Origin of the sequence: Geminicoccus sp., assembly GCF_035556675.1 — a bacterium.
Lineage (GTDB): Bacteria > Pseudomonadota > Alphaproteobacteria > Geminicoccales > Geminicoccaceae > Geminicoccus.
The window spans coordinates 1-17119 of record NZ_DATMFZ010000210.1 but is presented as its reverse complement, the minus strand read 5'-3'; the positions used below and the strand labels follow the sequence as shown (position 1 = coordinate 17119).

17 protein-coding genes and 3 pseudogenes are annotated in these 17119 nt (G+C 62.9%); 13 read left to right on the top strand and 7 right to left on the bottom strand.

All coding sequences use genetic code 11. The annotated features are described in order from the left end of the window. From VNS22_RS14985 to VNS22_RS14975, 3 genes and pseudogenes are all read left to right on the top strand, one after another. Positions 1-122: pseudogene (locus VNS22_RS14985) on the top strand (IS5/IS1182 family transposase); the annotation flags it as partial. 157 nt (positions 123-279) lie between these two features. Continuing rightward, positions 280-621 carry a hypothetical protein gene (locus VNS22_RS14980; protein ID WP_325733747.1) on the top strand — a complete coding sequence of 114 codons (342 nt, stop codon included), beginning with the start codon at positions 280-282 and terminating at the stop codon, positions 619-621. A gap of 421 nt (positions 622-1042) precedes the next feature. Further along, complete coding sequence (locus VNS22_RS14975; protein ID WP_325733745.1) at positions 1043-1255, top strand: hypothetical protein; 213 nt, start codon at positions 1043-1045, stop codon at positions 1253-1255. 64 nt (positions 1256-1319) lie between these two features. Here VNS22_RS14975 and VNS22_RS28350 read toward each other — a convergent pair whose 3' ends face one another. Then, entirely contained in the window at positions 1320-1508 is a 189-nt protein-coding gene (locus tag VNS22_RS28350) for a DUF2161 family putative PD-(D/E)XK-type phosphodiesterase (RefSeq protein WP_414653366.1), read from the bottom strand. A 264-nt stretch (positions 1509-1772) separates the two neighbouring features. Between VNS22_RS28350 and VNS22_RS14970 the strand changes: the two genes are divergently transcribed. From VNS22_RS14970 to VNS22_RS14960, 3 genes are all read left to right on the top strand, one after another. Beyond that, a complete protein-coding gene (locus tag VNS22_RS14970) occupies positions 1773-2000 on the top strand; it encodes an AbrB/MazE/SpoVT family DNA-binding domain-containing protein (protein WP_325733743.1) in 228 nt (75 codons plus the stop codon). Further along, positions 1984-2376, top strand: coding sequence for a type II toxin-antitoxin system death-on-curing family toxin (locus VNS22_RS14965; protein ID WP_325733741.1), 393 nt, complete (start codon positions 1984-1986; stop codon positions 2374-2376). Before VNS22_RS14970 ends, VNS22_RS14965 begins: the two co-directional genes overlap by 17 nt. A gap of 499 nt (positions 2377-2875) precedes the next feature. After that, positions 2876-3034, top strand: coding sequence for a hypothetical protein (locus VNS22_RS14960; RefSeq protein ID WP_325733739.1), 159 nt, complete (start codon positions 2876-2878; stop codon positions 3032-3034). 1264 nt (positions 3035-4298) lie between these two features. On the opposite strand, the gene VNS22_RS14955 is transcribed toward VNS22_RS14960, so the two are convergent. Then, a complete protein-coding gene (locus VNS22_RS14955) occupies positions 4299-4754 on the bottom strand; it encodes a helix-turn-helix domain-containing protein (protein ID WP_325733737.1) in 456 nt (151 codons plus the stop codon). Between the two features lie 415 nt (positions 4755-5169). Further along, a pseudogene (locus tag VNS22_RS28345) lies at positions 5170-5325 on the bottom strand (DUF411 domain-containing protein); the annotation flags it as partial. 387 nt (positions 5326-5712) lie between these two features. Between VNS22_RS28345 and ppk2 the strand changes: the two are divergent. After that, the gene (gene ppk2, locus VNS22_RS14950) at positions 5713-6531 is read left to right on the top strand and encodes a polyphosphate kinase 2 (RefSeq protein ID WP_325733735.1); all 819 of its coding nucleotides are present in this window, start codon (positions 5713-5715) and stop codon (positions 6529-6531) included. 15 nt (positions 6532-6546) lie between these two features. Beyond that, positions 6547-8340: a SulP family inorganic anion transporter gene (locus VNS22_RS14945; protein ID WP_325733733.1), complete on the top strand. Its 1794-nt coding sequence runs from the start codon at positions 6547-6549 to the stop codon at positions 8338-8340. 162 nt (positions 8341-8502) lie between these two features. Here VNS22_RS14945 and VNS22_RS14940 read toward each other — a convergent pair whose 3' ends face one another. Continuing rightward, entirely contained in the window at positions 8503-9303 is an 801-nt protein-coding gene (locus VNS22_RS14940; protein ID WP_325733731.1) for a lysophospholipid acyltransferase family protein, read from the bottom strand. 550 nt (positions 9304-9853) lie between these two features. Between VNS22_RS14940 and VNS22_RS14935 the strand changes: the two genes are divergently transcribed. Then, the gene (locus VNS22_RS14935; protein WP_325733729.1) at positions 9854-10507 is read left to right on the top strand and encodes a DUF6134 family protein; all 654 of its coding nucleotides are present in this window, start codon (positions 9854-9856) and stop codon (positions 10505-10507) included. Positions 10508-10607: 100 nt separating this feature from the next. Here VNS22_RS14935 and VNS22_RS14930 read toward each other — a convergent pair whose 3' ends face one another. Both VNS22_RS14930 and VNS22_RS14925 read right to left on the bottom strand, forming a co-directional pair. Further along, the gene (locus VNS22_RS14930) at positions 10608-11711 is read right to left on the bottom strand and encodes a hypothetical protein (RefSeq protein ID WP_325733727.1); all 1104 of its coding nucleotides are present in this window, start codon (positions 11709-11711) and stop codon (positions 10608-10610) included. 119 nt (positions 11712-11830) lie between these two features. Further along, positions 11831-12133, bottom strand: a pseudogene (locus VNS22_RS14925) (transposase); the annotation flags it as partial. A 506-nt stretch (positions 12134-12639) separates the two neighbouring features. On the opposite strand from VNS22_RS14925, the gene VNS22_RS14920 reads away from it, so the two are divergent. From VNS22_RS14920 to VNS22_RS14910, 3 genes are all read left to right on the top strand, one after another. Beyond that, on the top strand, positions 12640-13620 hold the full coding sequence (locus VNS22_RS14920; RefSeq protein WP_325733725.1) for an OmpA family protein: 981 nt from the start codon (positions 12640-12642) through the stop codon (positions 13618-13620). A 596-nt stretch (positions 13621-14216) separates the two neighbouring features. Next, the gene (locus VNS22_RS14915; protein WP_325733723.1) at positions 14217-14849 is read left to right on the top strand and encodes a hypothetical protein; all 633 of its coding nucleotides are present in this window, start codon (positions 14217-14219) and stop codon (positions 14847-14849) included. Between the two features lie 433 nt (positions 14850-15282). After that, positions 15283-16590, top strand: coding sequence for an LssY C-terminal domain-containing protein (locus VNS22_RS14910; RefSeq protein WP_325733721.1), 1308 nt, complete (start codon positions 15283-15285; stop codon positions 16588-16590). A gap of 6 nt (positions 16591-16596) precedes the next feature. Here VNS22_RS14910 and VNS22_RS14905 read toward each other — a convergent pair whose 3' ends face one another. After that, a complete protein-coding gene (locus VNS22_RS14905; protein ID WP_325733719.1) occupies positions 16597-16719 on the bottom strand; it encodes a hypothetical protein in 123 nt (40 codons plus the stop codon). An 87-nt stretch (positions 16720-16806) separates the two neighbouring features. Between VNS22_RS14905 and VNS22_RS28585 the strand changes: the two genes are divergently transcribed. Beyond that, on the top strand, positions 16807-16935 hold the full coding sequence (locus VNS22_RS28585; protein ID WP_414653365.1) for an ATP-binding protein: 129 nt from the start codon (positions 16807-16809) through the stop codon (positions 16933-16935). Positions 16936-17119: the final 184 nt, after the last annotated feature.

The window sequence follows — 17119 nt, the reverse complement described above, 5'->3', positions numbered from 1 at the left end:
TCGGCTGGATGGTCCGCTGGCGCCGCCTGGTACGGGACTACGAGGCCAGGCTCGATGTGTCCGAAGCCTTCATCCACGTCGCCATGGGCAGCCTGCTCCTGCGCCGCATCAGCCACCCATAGCTATTCTCAAACGGGCTCTGAGGGATGGTGCCCGCCGCCACAGCCGGTGTGGTGAAACATACCTTAAAGATCGCTCGGATAAAGTAATGCTCGACGAAGTAGGGCGGACAATGCTCTAATGAGCGGAAATATCTTCTCCTTCACAAAACAGAGTCCCATGCCTGCGATTCAATTGCACTATGACGGCTGGCTCAGCCTGCCAGCCGATGCCCGCAAGCATCTGGACGTCACCACTGGCGACCGGCTGGAGATCGAGTTCACCCAAGCTGGCCTGCTTCTGCGGTCGGCAAGGCAGGTCAAGAGTGCCAGTGCTCCGGAACCCGAGGCGGTGCTGGCTCAGCCGGCAGCAGCGCCTGTCGAGCCACCAGCACCCGTGGCAGCCGAGATGGTGGCCGCCAAGCGCGGGCCAGGCCGGCCACGCAAGCCCGTGACGCAGGAGTTGGCGCCGCGCGTCAAGGTCGGTGGCCGACGCAAGAGCACGCAAGCCGTCTCCACCTGAGCGGTGCCGCTTCCTGGTAGGAGCCGGCACGGGCCGCAGAGAAAGGCGGCGAAAGGGAGGTTCCCTTCCGCTTCATCTATGCCGGTGCAGCCGGCCGCAATGGCCGAATGGCAGCGAGATGTCCGTGTTCGGCGCTGATCTTGAAGGAGGAGAAGCCTACGGCACCACCCGCCGCGGCGACACCATCACCATCGAGATTGATGATCCCAGCTTCGAGGCTGACTGCTAGTCGGCACGGCCGCCTGGCATGGTGACGCCCATGAAGACCTTGTGGCTGTGATGGGCGATCTTGGTGATGTTGCCGGGTTGATCGGCAGTAGCCGATCCCCCGGCGACCGCCTCAGTTGAGGCAGCCTGCCCCGTTTTCGAGGCCTGGGCGCCCTTTCTCGATCCGCACCCGCAGGCACTGGAGGCGCTCGAGATGTTCATGCAGGGCGACCAGCAGGTCACCGGCTTCAAGCTGAGCCCGTTGGTCGGCCCTTACGCCAAGAGCTACATGTTCCTGATCGGGTCGCCCGGCTCCGATTGCCCGGAGCAGATCGCGTCGGTGGGCTCCTACAGCTACATGATCGACCAGGCCGAGCCTGGTCGCCGCTTGTACCACTTCGACATCTATGAGCCGAACGTCATGTGACGGTTTGGATCAAGGACCAGCTTCCGACCTATCAGGAGATCCGGCAGGAAGTGGTGGATGGCTTCTAGGCCTTTGCCCTCTGTCTGACCTGAGCGGCCTCGGGCCATTGCAGGAGCGCCGCCCTTCTCGCCTCGGTCAGCGCATACACCCCGCTCGACCGGACGAACCAGCCGTAGACGTTGCGGCGCAGGATCGAGAGCGCGTCCGGAACGGCCGGTTTCAGCTCCCGTGGCCGTCTGGCACCCTCGGCCAGGGCCGCCGCACAGGCCAGGGCACGCTGGCGGTAAAAGCGGTCATGATCGGCTGGCGTGACCCGCCACAGACTGGATGCGGCAGCCTGCGGCCGCCTCGGCTATCCGACCGGCGCCGGAAGACGAACGGCCGTGCCAGGAGCCAAAGAGCATGACCGAAGCCAGGACCGTCCTGGCACGCGCGTCTCGAGCTGCGGTTGCCCAAAGAGCGGCTTTCCTCCACGGCGCAGAGCATGTTATTACACACGTAATAACGGATGAAACGCATGATCGAGCTCAAGGTGCGCAGGTTCGGCAACTCTCTGGGCGTGGTGCTGCCCAAGGAAGCAGTTGCCCGCCTGCATACGCAGGAAGGTGCGGCGCTGTACCTGACCGAGGCGCCGGATGGCGGCTATCGGATCGTTCCGCATGACCCGGGCTTTGCCGAGAAGATGGCCAAGGCCGAAGATATCATCGACCGTTATCGTAATACGCTGCATGCCCTGGCCAAGTGAGCCGGTCTGGATCGGCGAGGCCGAAACCCTGGCACTGCACGACCGGCTGCTGGCGCTGGACGGCGGCCCATCTGGCGTGCGCTCCTTGGATCTGCTCCGCTCGGCCCTGGCGCGGCCGCGCCAGCATCTGGCCTATGGCGAGGCGGTCGAGCCGGCCATGCTGGCCGCCCTCTACACGGCCGGCATCGTGCGCAACCATCCGTTTGTGGATGGCAACAAGCGCACCGGCTTCGTGGTGGGCGTGCTGTTCTTGGAGCTGAACGGCTGGACCTTCATCGCCAATGAGGCCGAGGCGACGCAGGCGGTGCTGGCGCTGGCCGCGGGGCAGATGGACGAGCATGCCTATGCCGCCTTCCTGACGGCCAATATGAAATAGATGTTTCTGCAGATAGGGGCACTCCATGCTTGGAGGAACTTCATCCATCTGATGATATCGAGAGTTGTGCCTTTCAAGCGCAGGGAACTTCCTTAACCCCATTACTTAATTTCGCAATCATACACATGTGGGTGGGCCTGCGGTCTTCTCCGCGAAAGTTCCAGAGATTTACCCTCCCCTCCCCCATGTCGCCGGGCTTGGCAAGCGCACCAGCCGGAGCAGAGGCTTGATATGCCACGACCTGCTCGCCGCGCCGCCGGCTCATCCTGTTATGTCTCTGCTGCACCCGCCGGCGCTTCCGCGTGTCTTGGCCACTGCTGAGGCCTGCGCGCAGGAAGCACACGCCGCTGGTGGCCATGGCACGGCTGTCTCCCCAGGACGGATGCTGCCATCCTACAACCGGGCCGACTTCGCACACGCCGGCGATACCAGGCCGCCCGGTTGGTCCCTTCGGCTGCCCATGGCCGGATCCGCGCCAGCGCTGAGCAGCATGTTTGGCATGCAGCGTTCCCTGCGCCCGTCGCTTCTCGGCCTGCCGCTGCCGATCGTGCTCCCGCCGGAGATCGGGCGTGACGTGATGTCGGAATTGGCACGCACGCATCTCCACCTTGGAGGTCGAGGGGTCCTGCTCAGTGCTGGCGCATGGGCCGTTGAATGAGCCATCTGGTCCAGCTTCAAGTACGCTGCGCCTTCATCTCGGGGAGGGCGACGGGTTCGGCCGCCGGGATCGCGATGAGCCTGGGGACAAGGGAGGGTGCGGTTTCCGTGCTGATCCCGCGCCAGAAGAGGCGTCACTTACCAAGTCTGCAAGCAGGCTGTAGCGCCTGCTAGCGGCAACGCCGCTATCTTGAGAGTAGTTGCAGCCAAGCGACCAACATTGTGAACTCGAGGCCGCCGTTGCCGAAAGGAGCGCTCGACCTCTGTTTGCCTATCAGGGGATGTGGGTTGGAAGCTCTGGCTCTTCGCGCTTGATGCTCGAGCATCCGAAGCTGGTTGATGCGGAACGACGACTCCTTACGCCGGCCGCTTCACCTCCAGCTACCTCGATCTGAACCAATGCTTCTTGCTTTGAGCCTTAGACCATACCTGCATCTTGGAAGACCTTGAGCGAAGGACATAGCGGGGCCAGCCCTAGCCGGCCGAAGCCGCCCGGGTGGCCGCTTGTCCTTCTGCGATCGAGGCTCTGCATCCCGGAGCCGACCCGTCGCTTTCGGACACATCCCTGGCCTCGTGCGCCGGGATGCTCGCTCGCTACTTCTCGACGGAAACACGATCCGCCGGCGGCCCCTGGGCTTCGAGCTTTCGCGGTGCCCTTTGGGTGGATGGCCGCAGCCCCACAGTACCCGATCCCGTTCCGCGCTGCCGTCTGGTCACCTTCCGACCACGGAACGGAACTAGACGCTAACGCGTCCAGCGCAGCCAATATAGATATGGCTGGTTCTTCTGGCAATGCCACTGCCACATCTGCAATGCCACTGCCACATCTGCAATGCCTCTGCCACATCTGCGAGGCGAGAAATGTGTTCCACTTGGATAGTTGTTCCTCTTGCCTCACATTATTATGCGGGATCCGCGTAATTGATCATCTGAGGCCGGCCTATCCGCGCCGCGATCGTGTTCGGCAGGGGCTGCCCAAACGTATCCCGCGGCAGCTTTGTGAGCTGCCGCGCCTGATCCGCCGGTCCGCTAAGGTACTCCTCCTGCACATCGAGGCGGGCCAGCATCACAACCGACGGCGGGTTGCTCTGGGGGCTACGCAGGAAGCGCAGCGTCTCGCTGGCTATCGGCTCGGGACGGAGGTGGCCTGCAACATCCCTGCCCACTTGGCGGGCTTGATGAGATCCCAAAACTCCACGCAGAGCTCACCGCCCTTCTGCAAGAAGCAGCACTTCATCGTGCAGGGCGAGATGCCTGTCGCATCCCTACCCGGGTTGCTCACCCAGCTTCTTGCGGTGGTTGGCGACCGTATAGGGCTGCACCCCCATGGAGCGGGCGATTTCAGCATCCGGCTCACCGGCCTGGATGCGGCGCTCGATCTCCGCTTTGCCCGCCGAGGTGAGCCGGCGACCCCTACCTGTGCCGGTCGTCCAGCCCGGGACAGTGGGCGGGATGATATTCGAGGGGCTGTCCACGGCGGCCGGGGTGCTGCCAGGAACTCCCGCGGCATCCCTGGCAGCGAGCAGCGCCTTGACATGCCGTTCCAGGTGCTCGACCCGATCCGAGAGCAGCGGCCCGATGCTTGGATCGGCCTGCTCCGCCAGCCATCGCTTTAGCCGGCCCGCGAATGACTGGTCATCGCGCAAACGCGCGGCGAGGTGCAGGATCAGCCCGCGCGTGGCAGACGGCACCCTGACGTTGACCTGCTCCGTCGCCGCCATCGGCATCCCCACATCTAGGCTATAGAATGCTAGATTTGGCTAGCAACACTTGCAAGCAGATTGCAGCTGGCCTGCAGCCTGAGGTCAGATCTTCCGCCATCGACTACCTTAAGCTTCGGAGCCGCGGCCTGTGTCTTGGTTCGGGTCGCGCCGGTCATGCACGTGCCGACGTTCGGGTTCATGAAGTACCAGACAACGCCAGGGCCACGCATCTGGGCTCTCCCGCGTGAGCGGGGATCGCTCGTATCTCGGTCGAACGGTCAGCCAGCTGCCGTGGGCTTCCTGAACCATTATGTCCGGCTTACGACCAGACCTTGCGCGATCTGGAGCCGCGCTTGCGCTGCCGGGCCTGTGGCGGGCGCGGCTTCCTCGAGCTCGACAACAGCTTATAGAGCGGGTTGATCAGGAGGCTTCTTCAGCGCTTTATTCGACCGCGAATACCTCGGGCACCCCTCGCCCCGCCGAAGGTGTAGACGACCAAGGACTTGGTCTTCGGTCCTTCCATACCCGGCGAACCCATGGGCATGCCGGGCAGTGAGATGCCCTTTACCGCAGGCCGCTCCGTCAGCAGCCATTTGGCACTTCCAGCGCTGCCTCAGGTCGGATGATTATGGCAGATCAAGCCATGCCGTTGAACGCTACGTCACCCTTCTCGCTACGGCTCATGGCCGAGCTTACTCAGCGGCGGCCTTCTGGACGAGATCGATCGCTTGCCACGCCGGTCTACTGGATCAGGTAGATTCTACCGCCCCAATGGACGTTCCGGTGCGCCATCTCTCCCTCACTACGCCCAGACGGGGCTTTCGCGCCAGCCGCCTACGCGGCTGGGTAACACGCGTTGATTACAACAAACCAAGACACCGGCCGTGACGGAACGAAAAGGCAAAGTCTCATTAGCTTGCACGCAGCTCCGCTAGATGCAAATAGAAGGCTACGGTCTTGTCTCAGGAGGACGCCGATGGCCAAGTCGAAGAAGGGCAACGCTGAAATTGTCCCGCTTCACGAGAAGCTTCCGCGCAAGCAGTACGAGAAGGAGTTGGCACGGCTCCAGGGCGAGTTGGTCAAGCTCCAGATCTGGCTGGCCGAGAGCAAGGCCAAGGTCGTGGTGGTCTTCGAAGGGCGCGATGCTGCCGGCAAGGGTGGAGTGATCAAGCGGATCACCGAGCGGGTCAGCCCACGCGTGTTCCGGGTGGTGGCATTGCCGGCGCCGAGCGAGCGCGAGAAGACCATGATCTTCGGGCAACGCTACATGGAGCGCTTCCCCGCAGGGGGCGAGATCGCCCTGTTCGACCGGAGCTGGTACAACCGGAGCGGGGTCGAGCGGGTGATGGGATTCTGTAGCGACGAACAGTACGAGCGATTCCTGGGCGGCGTGCCGAAGTTCGAGTCAAGCCTGATCGCTGGTGGGCTGCAGATCATCAAGTACTGGTTCGAGGTCAGCCAGGAGGAGCAGACCAAGCGGTTCGAGGAGCGCATCGACGATCCGCGCAAGGTCTGGAAGCTGAGCCCGATGGATCTGGAATCGCACCGGCGCTGGTACGACTATAGCCGGGCGCGCGACACGATGTTCCAGGCCACCGACACGGAGGCCAGTCCCTGGCACGTGGTCCAGGCGGACGACAAGCGTCGCGCCCGCCTGAACTGCATCAGCCACCTGCTGTCGCAGATCCCTTACAAGGAGATCCACCGGGACAAGGTGGTGCTGCCGGACCGCCAGAAGTCCAAGGGTTATGTCGAGCCGGCCTATCCCTGGCGTTTCGTCCCGAACAAATACTAACTTGGGCGACCGACCATGCTTCGGGCGCGTCAAAACCGCCCACTACAAGGCTCATCTCATGCGCTCGGCCCGGATCCGGCCGGCTGGACGCGGTGGCTGCCGGGTCTCCTCATCCTGCGCCAATACCAGGTCGCCTGGCTGCCCCAGGATATCGTAGCGGGCCTTGTCCTGACCACGATGCTGGTGCCGGTGGGCATTGCCTACGCGGTGGCGTCAGGGGTGCCTGGGATATATGGCCTCTACGCGACGATCGTACCGCTCTTGGCCTATGCGCTGTTCGGACCAAGTCGCATCCTTGTCCTGGGGCCGGATTCATCATTGGCCGCCATCATCCTCGGCGTCATCCTGCCCCTGTCCGGCGGGGATCCCGCCAGGGCGATTGCTCTCGCCAGCATGATGGCGATTGTTTCCGGCACGGTGTGCATCCTGGCGGGCGTGGCGCGTCTCGGCTTCATCACGGAACTTTTGTCCAAGCCGATCCGCTACGGCTACATGAACGGCATCGCCCTCACGGTTCTGATCAGCCAGCTTCCGAAGCTCTTGGGCTTTTCGATCGAAAGCGATGGGCCCTTGTACACCCTGTGGAGGATCGGCGCGGCGATCCTGGGCGGTGCCACGAACTGGACGACGTTCGCGGTCGGCGGCGGCACGCTCGCAGTGATCATGCTTCTTAAGGGCGTCAAGCGCGTGCCCGCCATCCTTATCGCGGTGGTTGGTGCGACCGCCGTGGTCGGTGCCCTCGATTTGGCGACCAGCGCCGACGTGTCGGTGCTGGGTCCGCTGCCGCAGGGCCTGCCGCAGTTCGTGATCCCCTGGATCACCATGACGGACATCGTCCCGGTATTGATCGGCGGTGGGGCCGTCGCCATGGTGTCCTTTGCGGACACGAGCGTACTCTCGCGCGTCTATGCCGCGCGGACCAGGACGGCCGTGGATCCAAACCAGGAGATGGTCGGTCTCGGAGCCGCCAATCTGGCGGCAGGGTTCTTCCAAGGGTTTCCAATCAGCAGCAGTTCGTCGCGGACGCCCGTCGCCGAAGCGTCGGGCTCTCGGACGCAATTAACGGGGGTAGTGGGCGCACTTGCCGTCGCCCTTCTCCTCGTGATGGCGCCGAACCTGCTCCAGAACCTACCTGTGAGCGCGCTGGCCGCAGTCGTCATCGCCTCGGCGATTGGCCTGTTCGAGGTCAAGGACCTGGTCCGCATCTATCGGATGCAGCCGTGGGAGTTCTGGTTATCGATCGTCTGTTTCGTCGGTGTGGCCGTGTTCGGTGCTATTCCCGGCATCGGTTTCGCGATCGTCGTCGCCGTCATCGAGTTCCTGTGGGACGGTTGGCGGCCGTACTCGGCGGTCCTAGGTCGCGCCGAGGGGGTGAAGGGCTACCACGACATCAAGCGCTATCCGGACGCGCGACAGATACCTGGCCTCGTGCTGTTCCGCTGGGACGCACCGCTGTTCTTCGCCAACGCTGAGTTCTTTAGGGAGCGGGTTCTCGATGCAGTCGCGAAATCGCCGACGCCGGTTCGCTGGCTGGTGGTGGCAGCCGAGCCCGTCACCAGCGTGGATGTCACTGCCGCTGACGCCCTTGCGGAGCTGGATAAGGCTTTGGAGGCCAATGGCATCGATCTGCGGTTCGCGGAGCTCAAGGACCCAGTCAAAGACAAGATGAAGAGGTTTGGGCTCTTCACGAATTTTGGAGAGGACTCCTTCTTTCCAACCATTGGTACGGCGGTGAGCAGCTATCTAGCGACCTATCCCCGCTCGACTGGGAGGATCGGAAACCGCAACGAAGGGCCGACGCAAAGCTGATCTGTATGCTGCTAGCGGAAGCGGCTGCTGCTCGATCACCGCCAGCAGCTGAGTAGCCTGCAGCTTACCCGCCGCGATGTGATCCTCCAGCTTGGCCAGACGATCACCGGCCCACACCCTGTCCGCCATGGCCGTAGTCTCCGCACCCGGAATGATGCTGGCCTAGACGCGCCGAACCACACGATCGGTTCTCGAAACCTGCCCCTGGCTGCCAGCCCACCTCGCGTGGGCGGCGGGGGGGGTAGGTGCCCGCCCGCAGCGAAGGTCAGCCTCGGCCACCAGGGCATTCAACGCATCTTCGAATTGCTGGTCCAGGCGCGCCAGTTCATCCCGATCTGCGTCTTTCGGCACGCGGATCGGGGCGCCCATCATCAGGACACCGTTGGTCCAGGGAAACGGGATCAGCAACCGGTCCCAGGTGTTGAGCTGCCTGCCCCACTGGCAAGAGCCGATGGCCGGCACCACTGCCCGGCCGGTATGCTTGGCCAGGAACATGATGCCGCCTTGCACCCGCTGGCGGGGACCTTTGCCACCGTCTACCGCGATCGCGATACAGCCGCCTTCCTTGACTGTCCGGCGGATTTCGCCAAAGGCCTCGACGCCACGCTTGCCGCTGGCACCCATGATCGGCTTCACACCAAACATCTTGAGTGCATCCGCCATGATCGCCCCGTCGCGGTGCGGGCTGCTGAGGGAGTAGCCAATTGTCTTCGGATCCTTGCCGACCACCTTCAGCAGGTCGCGCCATCCCAAGGGCATGAACAGGAGCCGGCCATGCCAGTAGCCGATCAGGATGCCCTCATCACTCGTCATGATCGCATGAGCCTGCGGATGAAGGTCGAACTCCATCCGGCAGGTCTTGTGCAGGAATTCTAGCACGGTGGCGATCACCCGGGCACCGTGCTGCCGCCAGACCTGATCCAGTCCAATCCGTTTCAGCATGCCCATGACCGTATCTTTCATCCGGCTAGCCGAACCCATTGGGACATTCAGCTAGTCTGCCATAAACTCTTTAGCAGATTGCAGCCCGCCGAGCGGGAATCATCTGTGCGACAACACCGAACGGCGCAGGGACGTGCTGCCCAGCCTGCATCGGTCATGATCCTGTCTCGCGTCTGCTCCGCTGAGAAGTGAGATGCCATGAACGGTGATGAACCGGTGGTGGGACCGTGAGCTTGCCGAGACCATACATCCAAGTCGCAGAGAGTAGCAAGATCCACGTTCTGCATGTTGTGCCAAGCTATCATATAATTGCGGTCAAATAAGCCGCAGCCACCCGTCACACCGTGCAAACGACTCTCCACCCTGCTGCGAACATGTCTGTTGCCTCAAGTTTCTGATCGACCATGGCTGCCAAAACTGGATAGGCTGCGAGTATTCTTGTTTTGCTGAACAGCAGCTTAGTGCATCATCGAGCAAGTGGTAGAACAGCGCGGCGCCAGGATCCCCAACCTCACCGTGCTTGCCGGTTTGAGCCGCCGAAATGACGGACCATCTTTCGCGGAGAAGGTTGATGATCGCACGCCGCACCCTCCTCGTCGCGGCAACGGGCGCCTGCCTGGCCGCGAGGATGGCTCTTGCTGGCGGGGTGTTCGAGAACATCACGTTCAAGATCGTGCGCAAGGGCTCCGATATCGGCTGGCACGCCATTCGCTTCGAGCGACAGGGTGCCGGCGCCAAGGTAACCACGGTCATCGACATCAAAGTCAAGATGGCCTTCATCACGGTCGCCTCCTTTCAACAGGAAGCAGTGGAGACATGGCAGGAGGGCGGGCCAATCGAAGGTAGGTCGCGGATCATCGACGATGGTGACATCTTCGACGTTAGCTTCTCAGCTCAAGGGCAGGATCTGCTTGTGCTGGGGCCGAAGGGCCAGGTGAAGGCACCGGTCGGGACCATGACCGACATCTCGTTCTGGAACCAGGATATCGTGCGACAGCACGTCGTGATCGATCTCAAAATGGGCGATCTCGAGCGGATGTTGTCCAAGGGCGGCAGCCGCAGGGAAATGGTAGATCTCGGTAACGGCAGCCAAATGGAAGGCATGCGCTACGAGTTCAGTGGCTCAAGAGGTCGTTCAGGCGTTGTGTGGTACGACAGCACGGGCAGGTTCATCCGCACCAGCTTCACGACCCGCGGCGAGCAGCTCGAGTACTACCCGATCTGACGGTCGACGTTGACGGGCGCATCGGACCAGCAGGCGCTCCAGTCCATAAAAGCGATCTTGCGGCATAACCTTCAGCCGCGCTCGCGCCGCCGGCCCCAACTCATCGCGGCGTCGCCAGATCCTCCTCCACGAAGCGCAGGAGAGCTTCGAGGAGAGCCTCACGCGGGTAAGCGTTCTGGGTCACGAACATGGAGGCGATCGTCGGGTGCGTGCGGTTGATCGGCACCGCGATGGCCCAGTGGTCAGCATTGAGATAGCCCAGGAGGGTGCTGCCGGGCACGACCTGGTCATAGAAGATCACCTGGCTGTCGTTGCGCGCGTCGACGCGGGCCAGCTTGGCGTAGCTCGATTCGAGGATCGAGGAGATCCGCTCCGGCTGCGGGAACGTGACGAGCGAGTAGTAGCGCAGCTCGCGGGGAAGCGGGTTTCGTGCGAGCCATGCCATGCGGGTCGCGGGCTTCAGGCTCGCCACGCCGCCGCCATCGCCCGAACCGCAGGTCGCGCCGGGAAAATGCTGCAGCAGGTCGGCCTGGTACTGCTGGGCATCGTTCGCGAGCGCTGATCCGCCGACCGCGCCGGCGACGCTGACCACCGCGGCGACGCGGCTCCGGATCTCCGGATAGGCGGCCACCGCCTCCAGGATGTCGGGAGCGCCCTTCGAATAGCCGACGAGTACGAGACGGGGCGCGCCCGCATCCGGCGGCCCCGCCATGATCGCGTCGCGGATCTGCCGCGCAACGGTCTCCGTGCCCGACAGTGCGTCGACCTTGAGATGCAACCCGTCGTACCCGAACTGGCGCACGTGCTGGGTGACAGTGCCGGGTGGATCCAGCCACGGTTCGAAGCATTCGTACCCGATGCCGGGCACCACTGCCGCGATGAGGTGCCGCTTCGACGGGCCGAGATCGACGGGTTTGCCGGTGCTCGCAGGCTCGATGCCAACGCGGGTCAGCGCTTCCTCGCAGGGCCGGTAGTCGGGGAGTCCGTGTCCGCGCGCCTCCAGCACGGCACAGTAAGTCTCGCGGAAGCGCGCCCGCTGGTCCCGCACGCCTGCCTCGGAAGCGGGTGCCAGCACGAGCGGAGGTGTGTCAGTCGAGTACGGTATCAGCGGCGGTGGTGCGCATGCGCTGAGGGCAACGCACGTCGCGATCGCCAACGAGGCGGCGGCTATACGCAACTCGACGACCGGGTTGCTTGCAAGCATTGCCGTCCTCCTCGCTCGCAGGACCTCATGCCGCTCCACCTACGGAACCCCAGCGGAAAGAGGTAGCCCTTGTCTGCTGGACAGCTTGGCGGCTGGAACAAGCTCGGTTCTGATGGTTGTCAGACCGCCAGTCTCTCCATCGCTGCCGCCTTGTATGCCTCATCGGGCGTACGCCCGGCCAGGGCCGAGTGCGGGCGCTGGATATTGTAGTAGCCGGGCCAGCGGCTGAGGCCCGTCCGCAGCCCCGAGCGGGTCTCGAAGGCGTGCAGGTAGACGCACTCGTACTTCAGGCCGCGCCAGAGCCGCTCGATGAAGACATTGTCGAGCCAGCGTCCTCGTCCGTCCATGGAAATGCGGATCCCAGTCTCCGGCAGGAGGCCGGTGAACCGTGGCGAGGTAAACTGACTGCCCTGGTCGGAGTGCTGCATGGCCACAACAATCGGCGCCAAAAACGGCATCCTACGGCCCGACCGGCTGGAAGAGCAGCTTCATATTGACAAACACGTGATAGAACCCTCCAAGGTAGTCGTTGAGACTGGGCAGCATGCCATGAAAGTTCTGCTTTTAGAGGGGAAGGTTGTTGTCAAGTACACAACCCTCGGCCGGTTCATCAACGATTACTTCGGGCCGCTTACGAGGGAGGGCGAAGGTGGCAAACACAGTGCGACAGGCCGCGGTGGACATTCCGGTCCGCCAGTGCATGCCCCAACCTGAAGTGGAACAGCGGGTCCAGGGATAGGAGCTGCAATCTATCCAGATGCGTGACCAAGCAACAGCGCAGATCCGTATCGCAGTCGATGCCACGGCCGCAGCGGTCTTCTACGGCTTCATCGCCTGCTACGGGGTACCTTGACAGTTGCCGTCGGCGGCGTGCCGCGTCACGCACCGATCTCGCAAGAAGTGAACCGATAGTGAGTGGAGGAATGCAATGATCCGCACGACCGGTTTTTGCGTGATGCTGAGCCTGATTGCGCCGGCAGCCTATGCTCAGACCTCGTCCGAAACCGAACCGATGGCGACCGGGGGTGCTGCGACCCAGCCCCAGCTCGGAACTCACCAGGTGTTCTTCGGCCTCGGCAGCACCGAACTCGACAGCGATGCGTTGGCCGCGGTGACGGCTGCCGCGAACGAATATCGCCGCACCGGTACAGCGGAGCTGACGGTCACTGGCCACACCGACACCACTGGCAGTGCGGAGCTCAACGAAGAGGTGTCGCGGCGTCGCGCCGAGACGGTCGCGCAGGAACTCGTCCGCTTGGGCGTTCCGGAGACCGCGATCACGCAGAGGGCCGAGGGCGAGAATGATCTGCTGGTCCCGACCGGAGACGGCGTGGCTGAGCCGCAAAACCGTCGTGTCCAGATCACCCTCCAGGAGCCGCCGCCGCCTCCTGCCGTGGCCGAGGAACCAGCCATGGCGATGGTGGAGGAGGTCGAGAAGGTCGTGAAGCGCGGGCGCTTCGGCCTGGGCTTCTATTACGGGGCCAACCTGCTCGATCAGGGCGACGACTCGGGTGAGGAAACCCACAGCGTCACTCATCTCGTCGGCCTCAACCTCACTTTCGACTATCTGATGACCAACTGGCTGAACCTGTCCGTGGAGCAGGCCGGCTTCTACAATTTCAACACCGACGATGAGGGCATCGGCGGCCGAACCGTGGCCGGCCTCGACTTCGTGTTTGCTCCAAGAGAGGAGGGATTTGGCTCCACCATCACCAACTTGCTGCCCTATGTCGGCCTCAATATCGGTGGCATCTATGGTTCCGGCCTCGATGATGACTTCATCTGGGGTCCGGAGATCGGCCTGAACATCGGCCCGGTCATCGCCAAGATCGCCTACGACATGCCATTCGACCGCGACATCGACGAAGGCATCATCTCCACCACCTTAGGCCTCGGCTTCTCCTTCTGAACCGGGACGTGCCGGGCAGGCACCGATCCGACTGTTCCTGCTCTTTGGTAGGGATGAGGGTCTGGTGCAGGCCCGGCCGGCCAGGTCGTCGTCGGAAGGCACCACGTTCTGCCTGGAGTTCGCTGGCCATTGGCTGATCAGAGTGACGCCAGAGTCCGGGCGGCTACCAGACCTCCTGCCGCACAGCCCAGCTTGAGCGTGTTTTGATCCTCTCCCGTTTGATGGATGGGCCGCCATCATCAGGGCGGCGAGGACGAGTTCGGTCCGCATGTGATTGCGCATCGCCTATCAGCGGTCAGCAAGACCGCTGATCCATACCCGAAGGGACCACAGTCAGTAGACTGCGGCGGGCCGACGATCCTCCTCGTGGCCAAGTCGAGAATGGCAGCGAGATAGAGCCAGCCTCGCCGGTTGGAATATAGGTGATATCGGCCAGCCGGATCCGGCTCGGCACGGGCGAGAGGAACTGTTGCCCCAGCAGGCTGGATGCCGCCGCGAGAAGATGCCGATCGGTTTGAGCTGATAAAATCATCCTCCCATCTCGGCAAATATCGGTTAACATGCTTGCAGTGCCACGCCAGCGGGATTTTTGCCAGATGAAGACGCTCGCGGAGTTCACCAAGACCACGCTCATCGGCGGCCTGCTGATCATTCTGCCGATGTACATCGCCGTGCTGCTGCTGGCGAAGGCCATCCAGGCACTGCTGAGGCTGCTTGCGCCGGTAACGGCCCAGGTCCCGGCCGGTGCGGAGTTTCGCCAGCTCATCGCCATCCTGCTGCTCGTGGTGATCTGCTTCGTCGTTGGCCTGATCGTGCGCACTGGACCCGGCTTGAGGGCAAAGAATGCATTCGAGCAGGCTGTACTCGAAAAGCTGCCCGGCTACTCCTTTCTCCGTGGATTCGCCAAGCGGCTGACGGGGCGCAGCGAGGAACAGACCCTTCAACCGGCGTTGGTCGAGATCGAGGACGCTCTCGTCCCGGCGCTGATCGTCGAGGTACTGGACGATGGCTCCTATACGATCCTTGTCCCGTCGGCGCCGACGCCGATGGCCGGTAGCATCTACATCCTGCCGCAGGAACGGGTGCATCCCGTGGACATCCCACTCGCCAGGGCCATCGGCGTGTTCTCGAAGTGGGGTACTGGGGCCGGTGAGTTCGTGCGCGCGATGAGGGCCTCCGCGGCGGCGCTGCCGGCCGAGCGCTCACCCCCGCAAGTCAAATCCTATTGAGTTGGCTTGGGTATGGTCGGAAGAGGGTGCCGACCCTGCTGACGGCGTTGGCTTCACCGATTGGCCAGCCTAGATTTCTCGAGCACCGAAAGACCGCAACAAGCCACGACGCTCCAACTATTTCACGGGCGACCGGATAATCGAAGGGCACCGCCCTGGAGGAGCTAGGAAAGCGGGTGGTGTGAAACGCATGAGCTGAGCCTTTCTTGCCAAGCGCGGCAACTGCCGGTCACTTGGTGGACGGCCGCAGCAGCGCTGAAGTTGCATCAATCCCATTCTCCCACTGCCGTACTGCATCTTGGTTCGTCACGGCATCTGGTGCAGAGTAGGTGATGAACAAAGCATCGGTGCGACTGAAGCCATGGTGCGGTCTGGGAAAGTGGGCAAGATGGGGTGCGGGACGCTGGTCATCCCTCTGGCAGGATCGCGCTGCGTGGCAGCCAGCACGCAGCGCATGGTCCGCATGCTTCTGCTCCTGCTGGTGATAGTCGTCACGGGCTGCGCCACGATCAATCCTCCTCAGCCGATTGCGGAGGTGCCCTTTGTCGAACGTGGCCAGACCAAGACGGAGGGCACCCTAACGGTCACCGCCGCCGTGCCGACTTCGGAGGAAAGTGCCCGGATCTTCGGCGTCGATATCGCCGGTGAAGGAATCCAGCCGGTCTGGCTGCGGATCGATAACCGTGGCGACGATGAATATTATCTGTTCCCCGCAGCCATGGACCCGAACTACTTCTCGTCCTACGAGGTCGCCTGGCAGGCGCATACTCTCTTTGGCGGTGCGGTCAACCAGCAGCTCGATGCCCTGTTCGCGCAGCACAGAATGCCTGTCTACATTCCGCCGAGGAGCCAGAGCTCCGGCTTCGTCTACACGAACGAGAGTCTGGGCATAAAATTCATCAAGGTGGAGTTGCGCAAGCTGGGCAGCATCAAGTTCTTCAATTTTCTGATCAATGTCCCGGGTGTTCAGACCGACTATCAGCAGGTCGATTTCGCCGCTCTTTATCGTCCAGACGAGATCCGGGACGTCGATGACGAGGGCCTGCGGACGGCGCTGGAGGCGCTGCCGTGCTGCGTGCTGGGTGGCGATCGTGAAACACTCGGCGATCCGCTGAACATCGTCGTCATCGGCGACGGACGGGCGACATTCCAGCCCTTCGTCCAGCAGGGTTGGGACGTGACGGAGACGCGCACCACGGACACCATCTTCAGCACCATCTGGTCTTCCTTGTTCGGCAGTCGCTATCGGACATCGCCGGTATCGGCCCTGTATCTGTTCGACCGGCCACAGGACATCGCGCTGCAGAAGGCGCGGGCCACGGTCGACGAGCGCAATCATCTTCGTCTCTGGCTGACGCCCCTTCGCTATCAGAGTCTGACGGTCTGGGTCGGCCAGATCAGTCGGGACATCGGCGTCCGCCTGAGCGCCAAGACCCTGGTGACCCACAAGGTCGATCCCAATGTCGACGAGGCGCGCTTCTACCTTCTGCAGGACTTGGCCACTTCAGGCGCGCTCGCAAGGCTCGGCTTCGTCGGCGGGGTCGGCCTCGCGCCCTTGGACGAGCCCCGGTTCAACTACACCGACGACCCCTACCACACCGATGGCTTGCGGCTGGTCATGGTTCTTGATGACGATTTCGTCCCCTTCGAGCAGCTCACGCTGTTCCCGCGACCGCCGTGGCGGAGTCCCATTGACATTATTCGCTCAAGTCTGCCTGGCAGCTCCGTCCTGACGAATTGAGTGGTTTCAGCCGTTCGTTGCCATATTGGCATCCGGATCGGTCGTGCAGATCTTCTTGTACCTGCCGGTCTGGCGGTCCTCCCATGCGAACTCGGCGGGATGGGCATCCTCGGCGATCCGGATCAGCAACAGTGGGCCAGGCATCCCAGCCGATGATGAAGCCTGTATCTTCTTCGAGCGCGCTATCCCTTCCAGTGAGGCGCAGACGGCTTCGACATTGGCCTGTGGGGCGCACGTCAACTAACGGAAGCCATGGGCGGCATGGTGGAGATAGCAAGCGTGCCAGGTACAGGTTCGACCTTCACCGTAACTCTCCCCCTCAAGTCCGCGAAAGACGCCGGATGAGCCAAGCAGGTCCAGGGCATGAGCGGCAACGACCGGATCTATGGTGTGATTCGGCGTGCAAGTTTGCCCCCCTGAGGCGGGGGATCGGCGTCCAATACTGACCCTGCTGATCGTGCTGATCAGACTGCCCATCGGTGTTTTCCGGTGGGTGGGTGGGGATGAAGGGCGTGGACACGATTGCAAG

Excerpts from the sequence above, each read along its gene's own strand:
- VNS22_RS14980 (WP_325733747.1), top strand. The coding sequence starts at position 280 with ATGCCTGCGATTCAATTGCACTATGACGGCTGGCTCAGCCTGCCAGCC.
- VNS22_RS14975 (WP_325733745.1), top strand. The coding sequence starts at position 1,043 with ATGTTCATGCAGGGCGACCAGCAGGTCACCGGCTTCAAGCTGAGCCCG.
- VNS22_RS14970 (WP_325733743.1), top strand. The coding sequence starts at position 1,773 with ATGATCGAGCTCAAGGTGCGCAGGTTCGGCAACTCTCTGGGCGTGGTG.
- VNS22_RS14965 (WP_325733741.1), top strand. The coding sequence starts at position 1,984 with ATGCCCTGGCCAAGTGAGCCGGTCTGGATCGGCGAGGCCGAAACCCTG.
- VNS22_RS14960 (WP_325733739.1), top strand. The coding sequence starts at position 2,876 with ATGCAGCGTTCCCTGCGCCCGTCGCTTCTCGGCCTGCCGCTGCCGATC.
- VNS22_RS14955 (WP_325733737.1), bottom strand. The coding sequence starts at position 4,754 with ATGGCGGCGACGGAGCAGGTCAACGTCAGGGTGCCGTCTGCCACGCGC.
- ppk2 (WP_325733735.1), top strand. The coding sequence starts at position 5,713 with ATGGCCAAGTCGAAGAAGGGCAACGCTGAAATTGTCCCGCTTCACGAG.
- VNS22_RS14945 (WP_325733733.1), top strand. The coding sequence starts at position 6,547 with ATGCTTCGGGCGCGTCAAAACCGCCCACTACAAGGCTCATCTCATGCG.
- VNS22_RS14940 (WP_325733731.1), bottom strand. The coding sequence starts at position 9,303 with ATGAAAGATACGGTCATGGGCATGCTGAAACGGATTGGACTGGATCAG.
- VNS22_RS14935 (WP_325733729.1), top strand. The coding sequence starts at position 9,854 with ATGATCGCACGCCGCACCCTCCTCGTCGCGGCAACGGGCGCCTGCCTG.
- VNS22_RS14930 (WP_325733727.1), bottom strand. The coding sequence starts at position 11,711 with ATGCTTGCAAGCAACCCGGTCGTCGAGTTGCGTATAGCCGCCGCCTCG.
- VNS22_RS14920 (WP_325733725.1), top strand. The coding sequence starts at position 12,640 with ATGATCCGCACGACCGGTTTTTGCGTGATGCTGAGCCTGATTGCGCCG.
- VNS22_RS14915 (WP_325733723.1), top strand. The coding sequence starts at position 14,217 with ATGAAGACGCTCGCGGAGTTCACCAAGACCACGCTCATCGGCGGCCTG.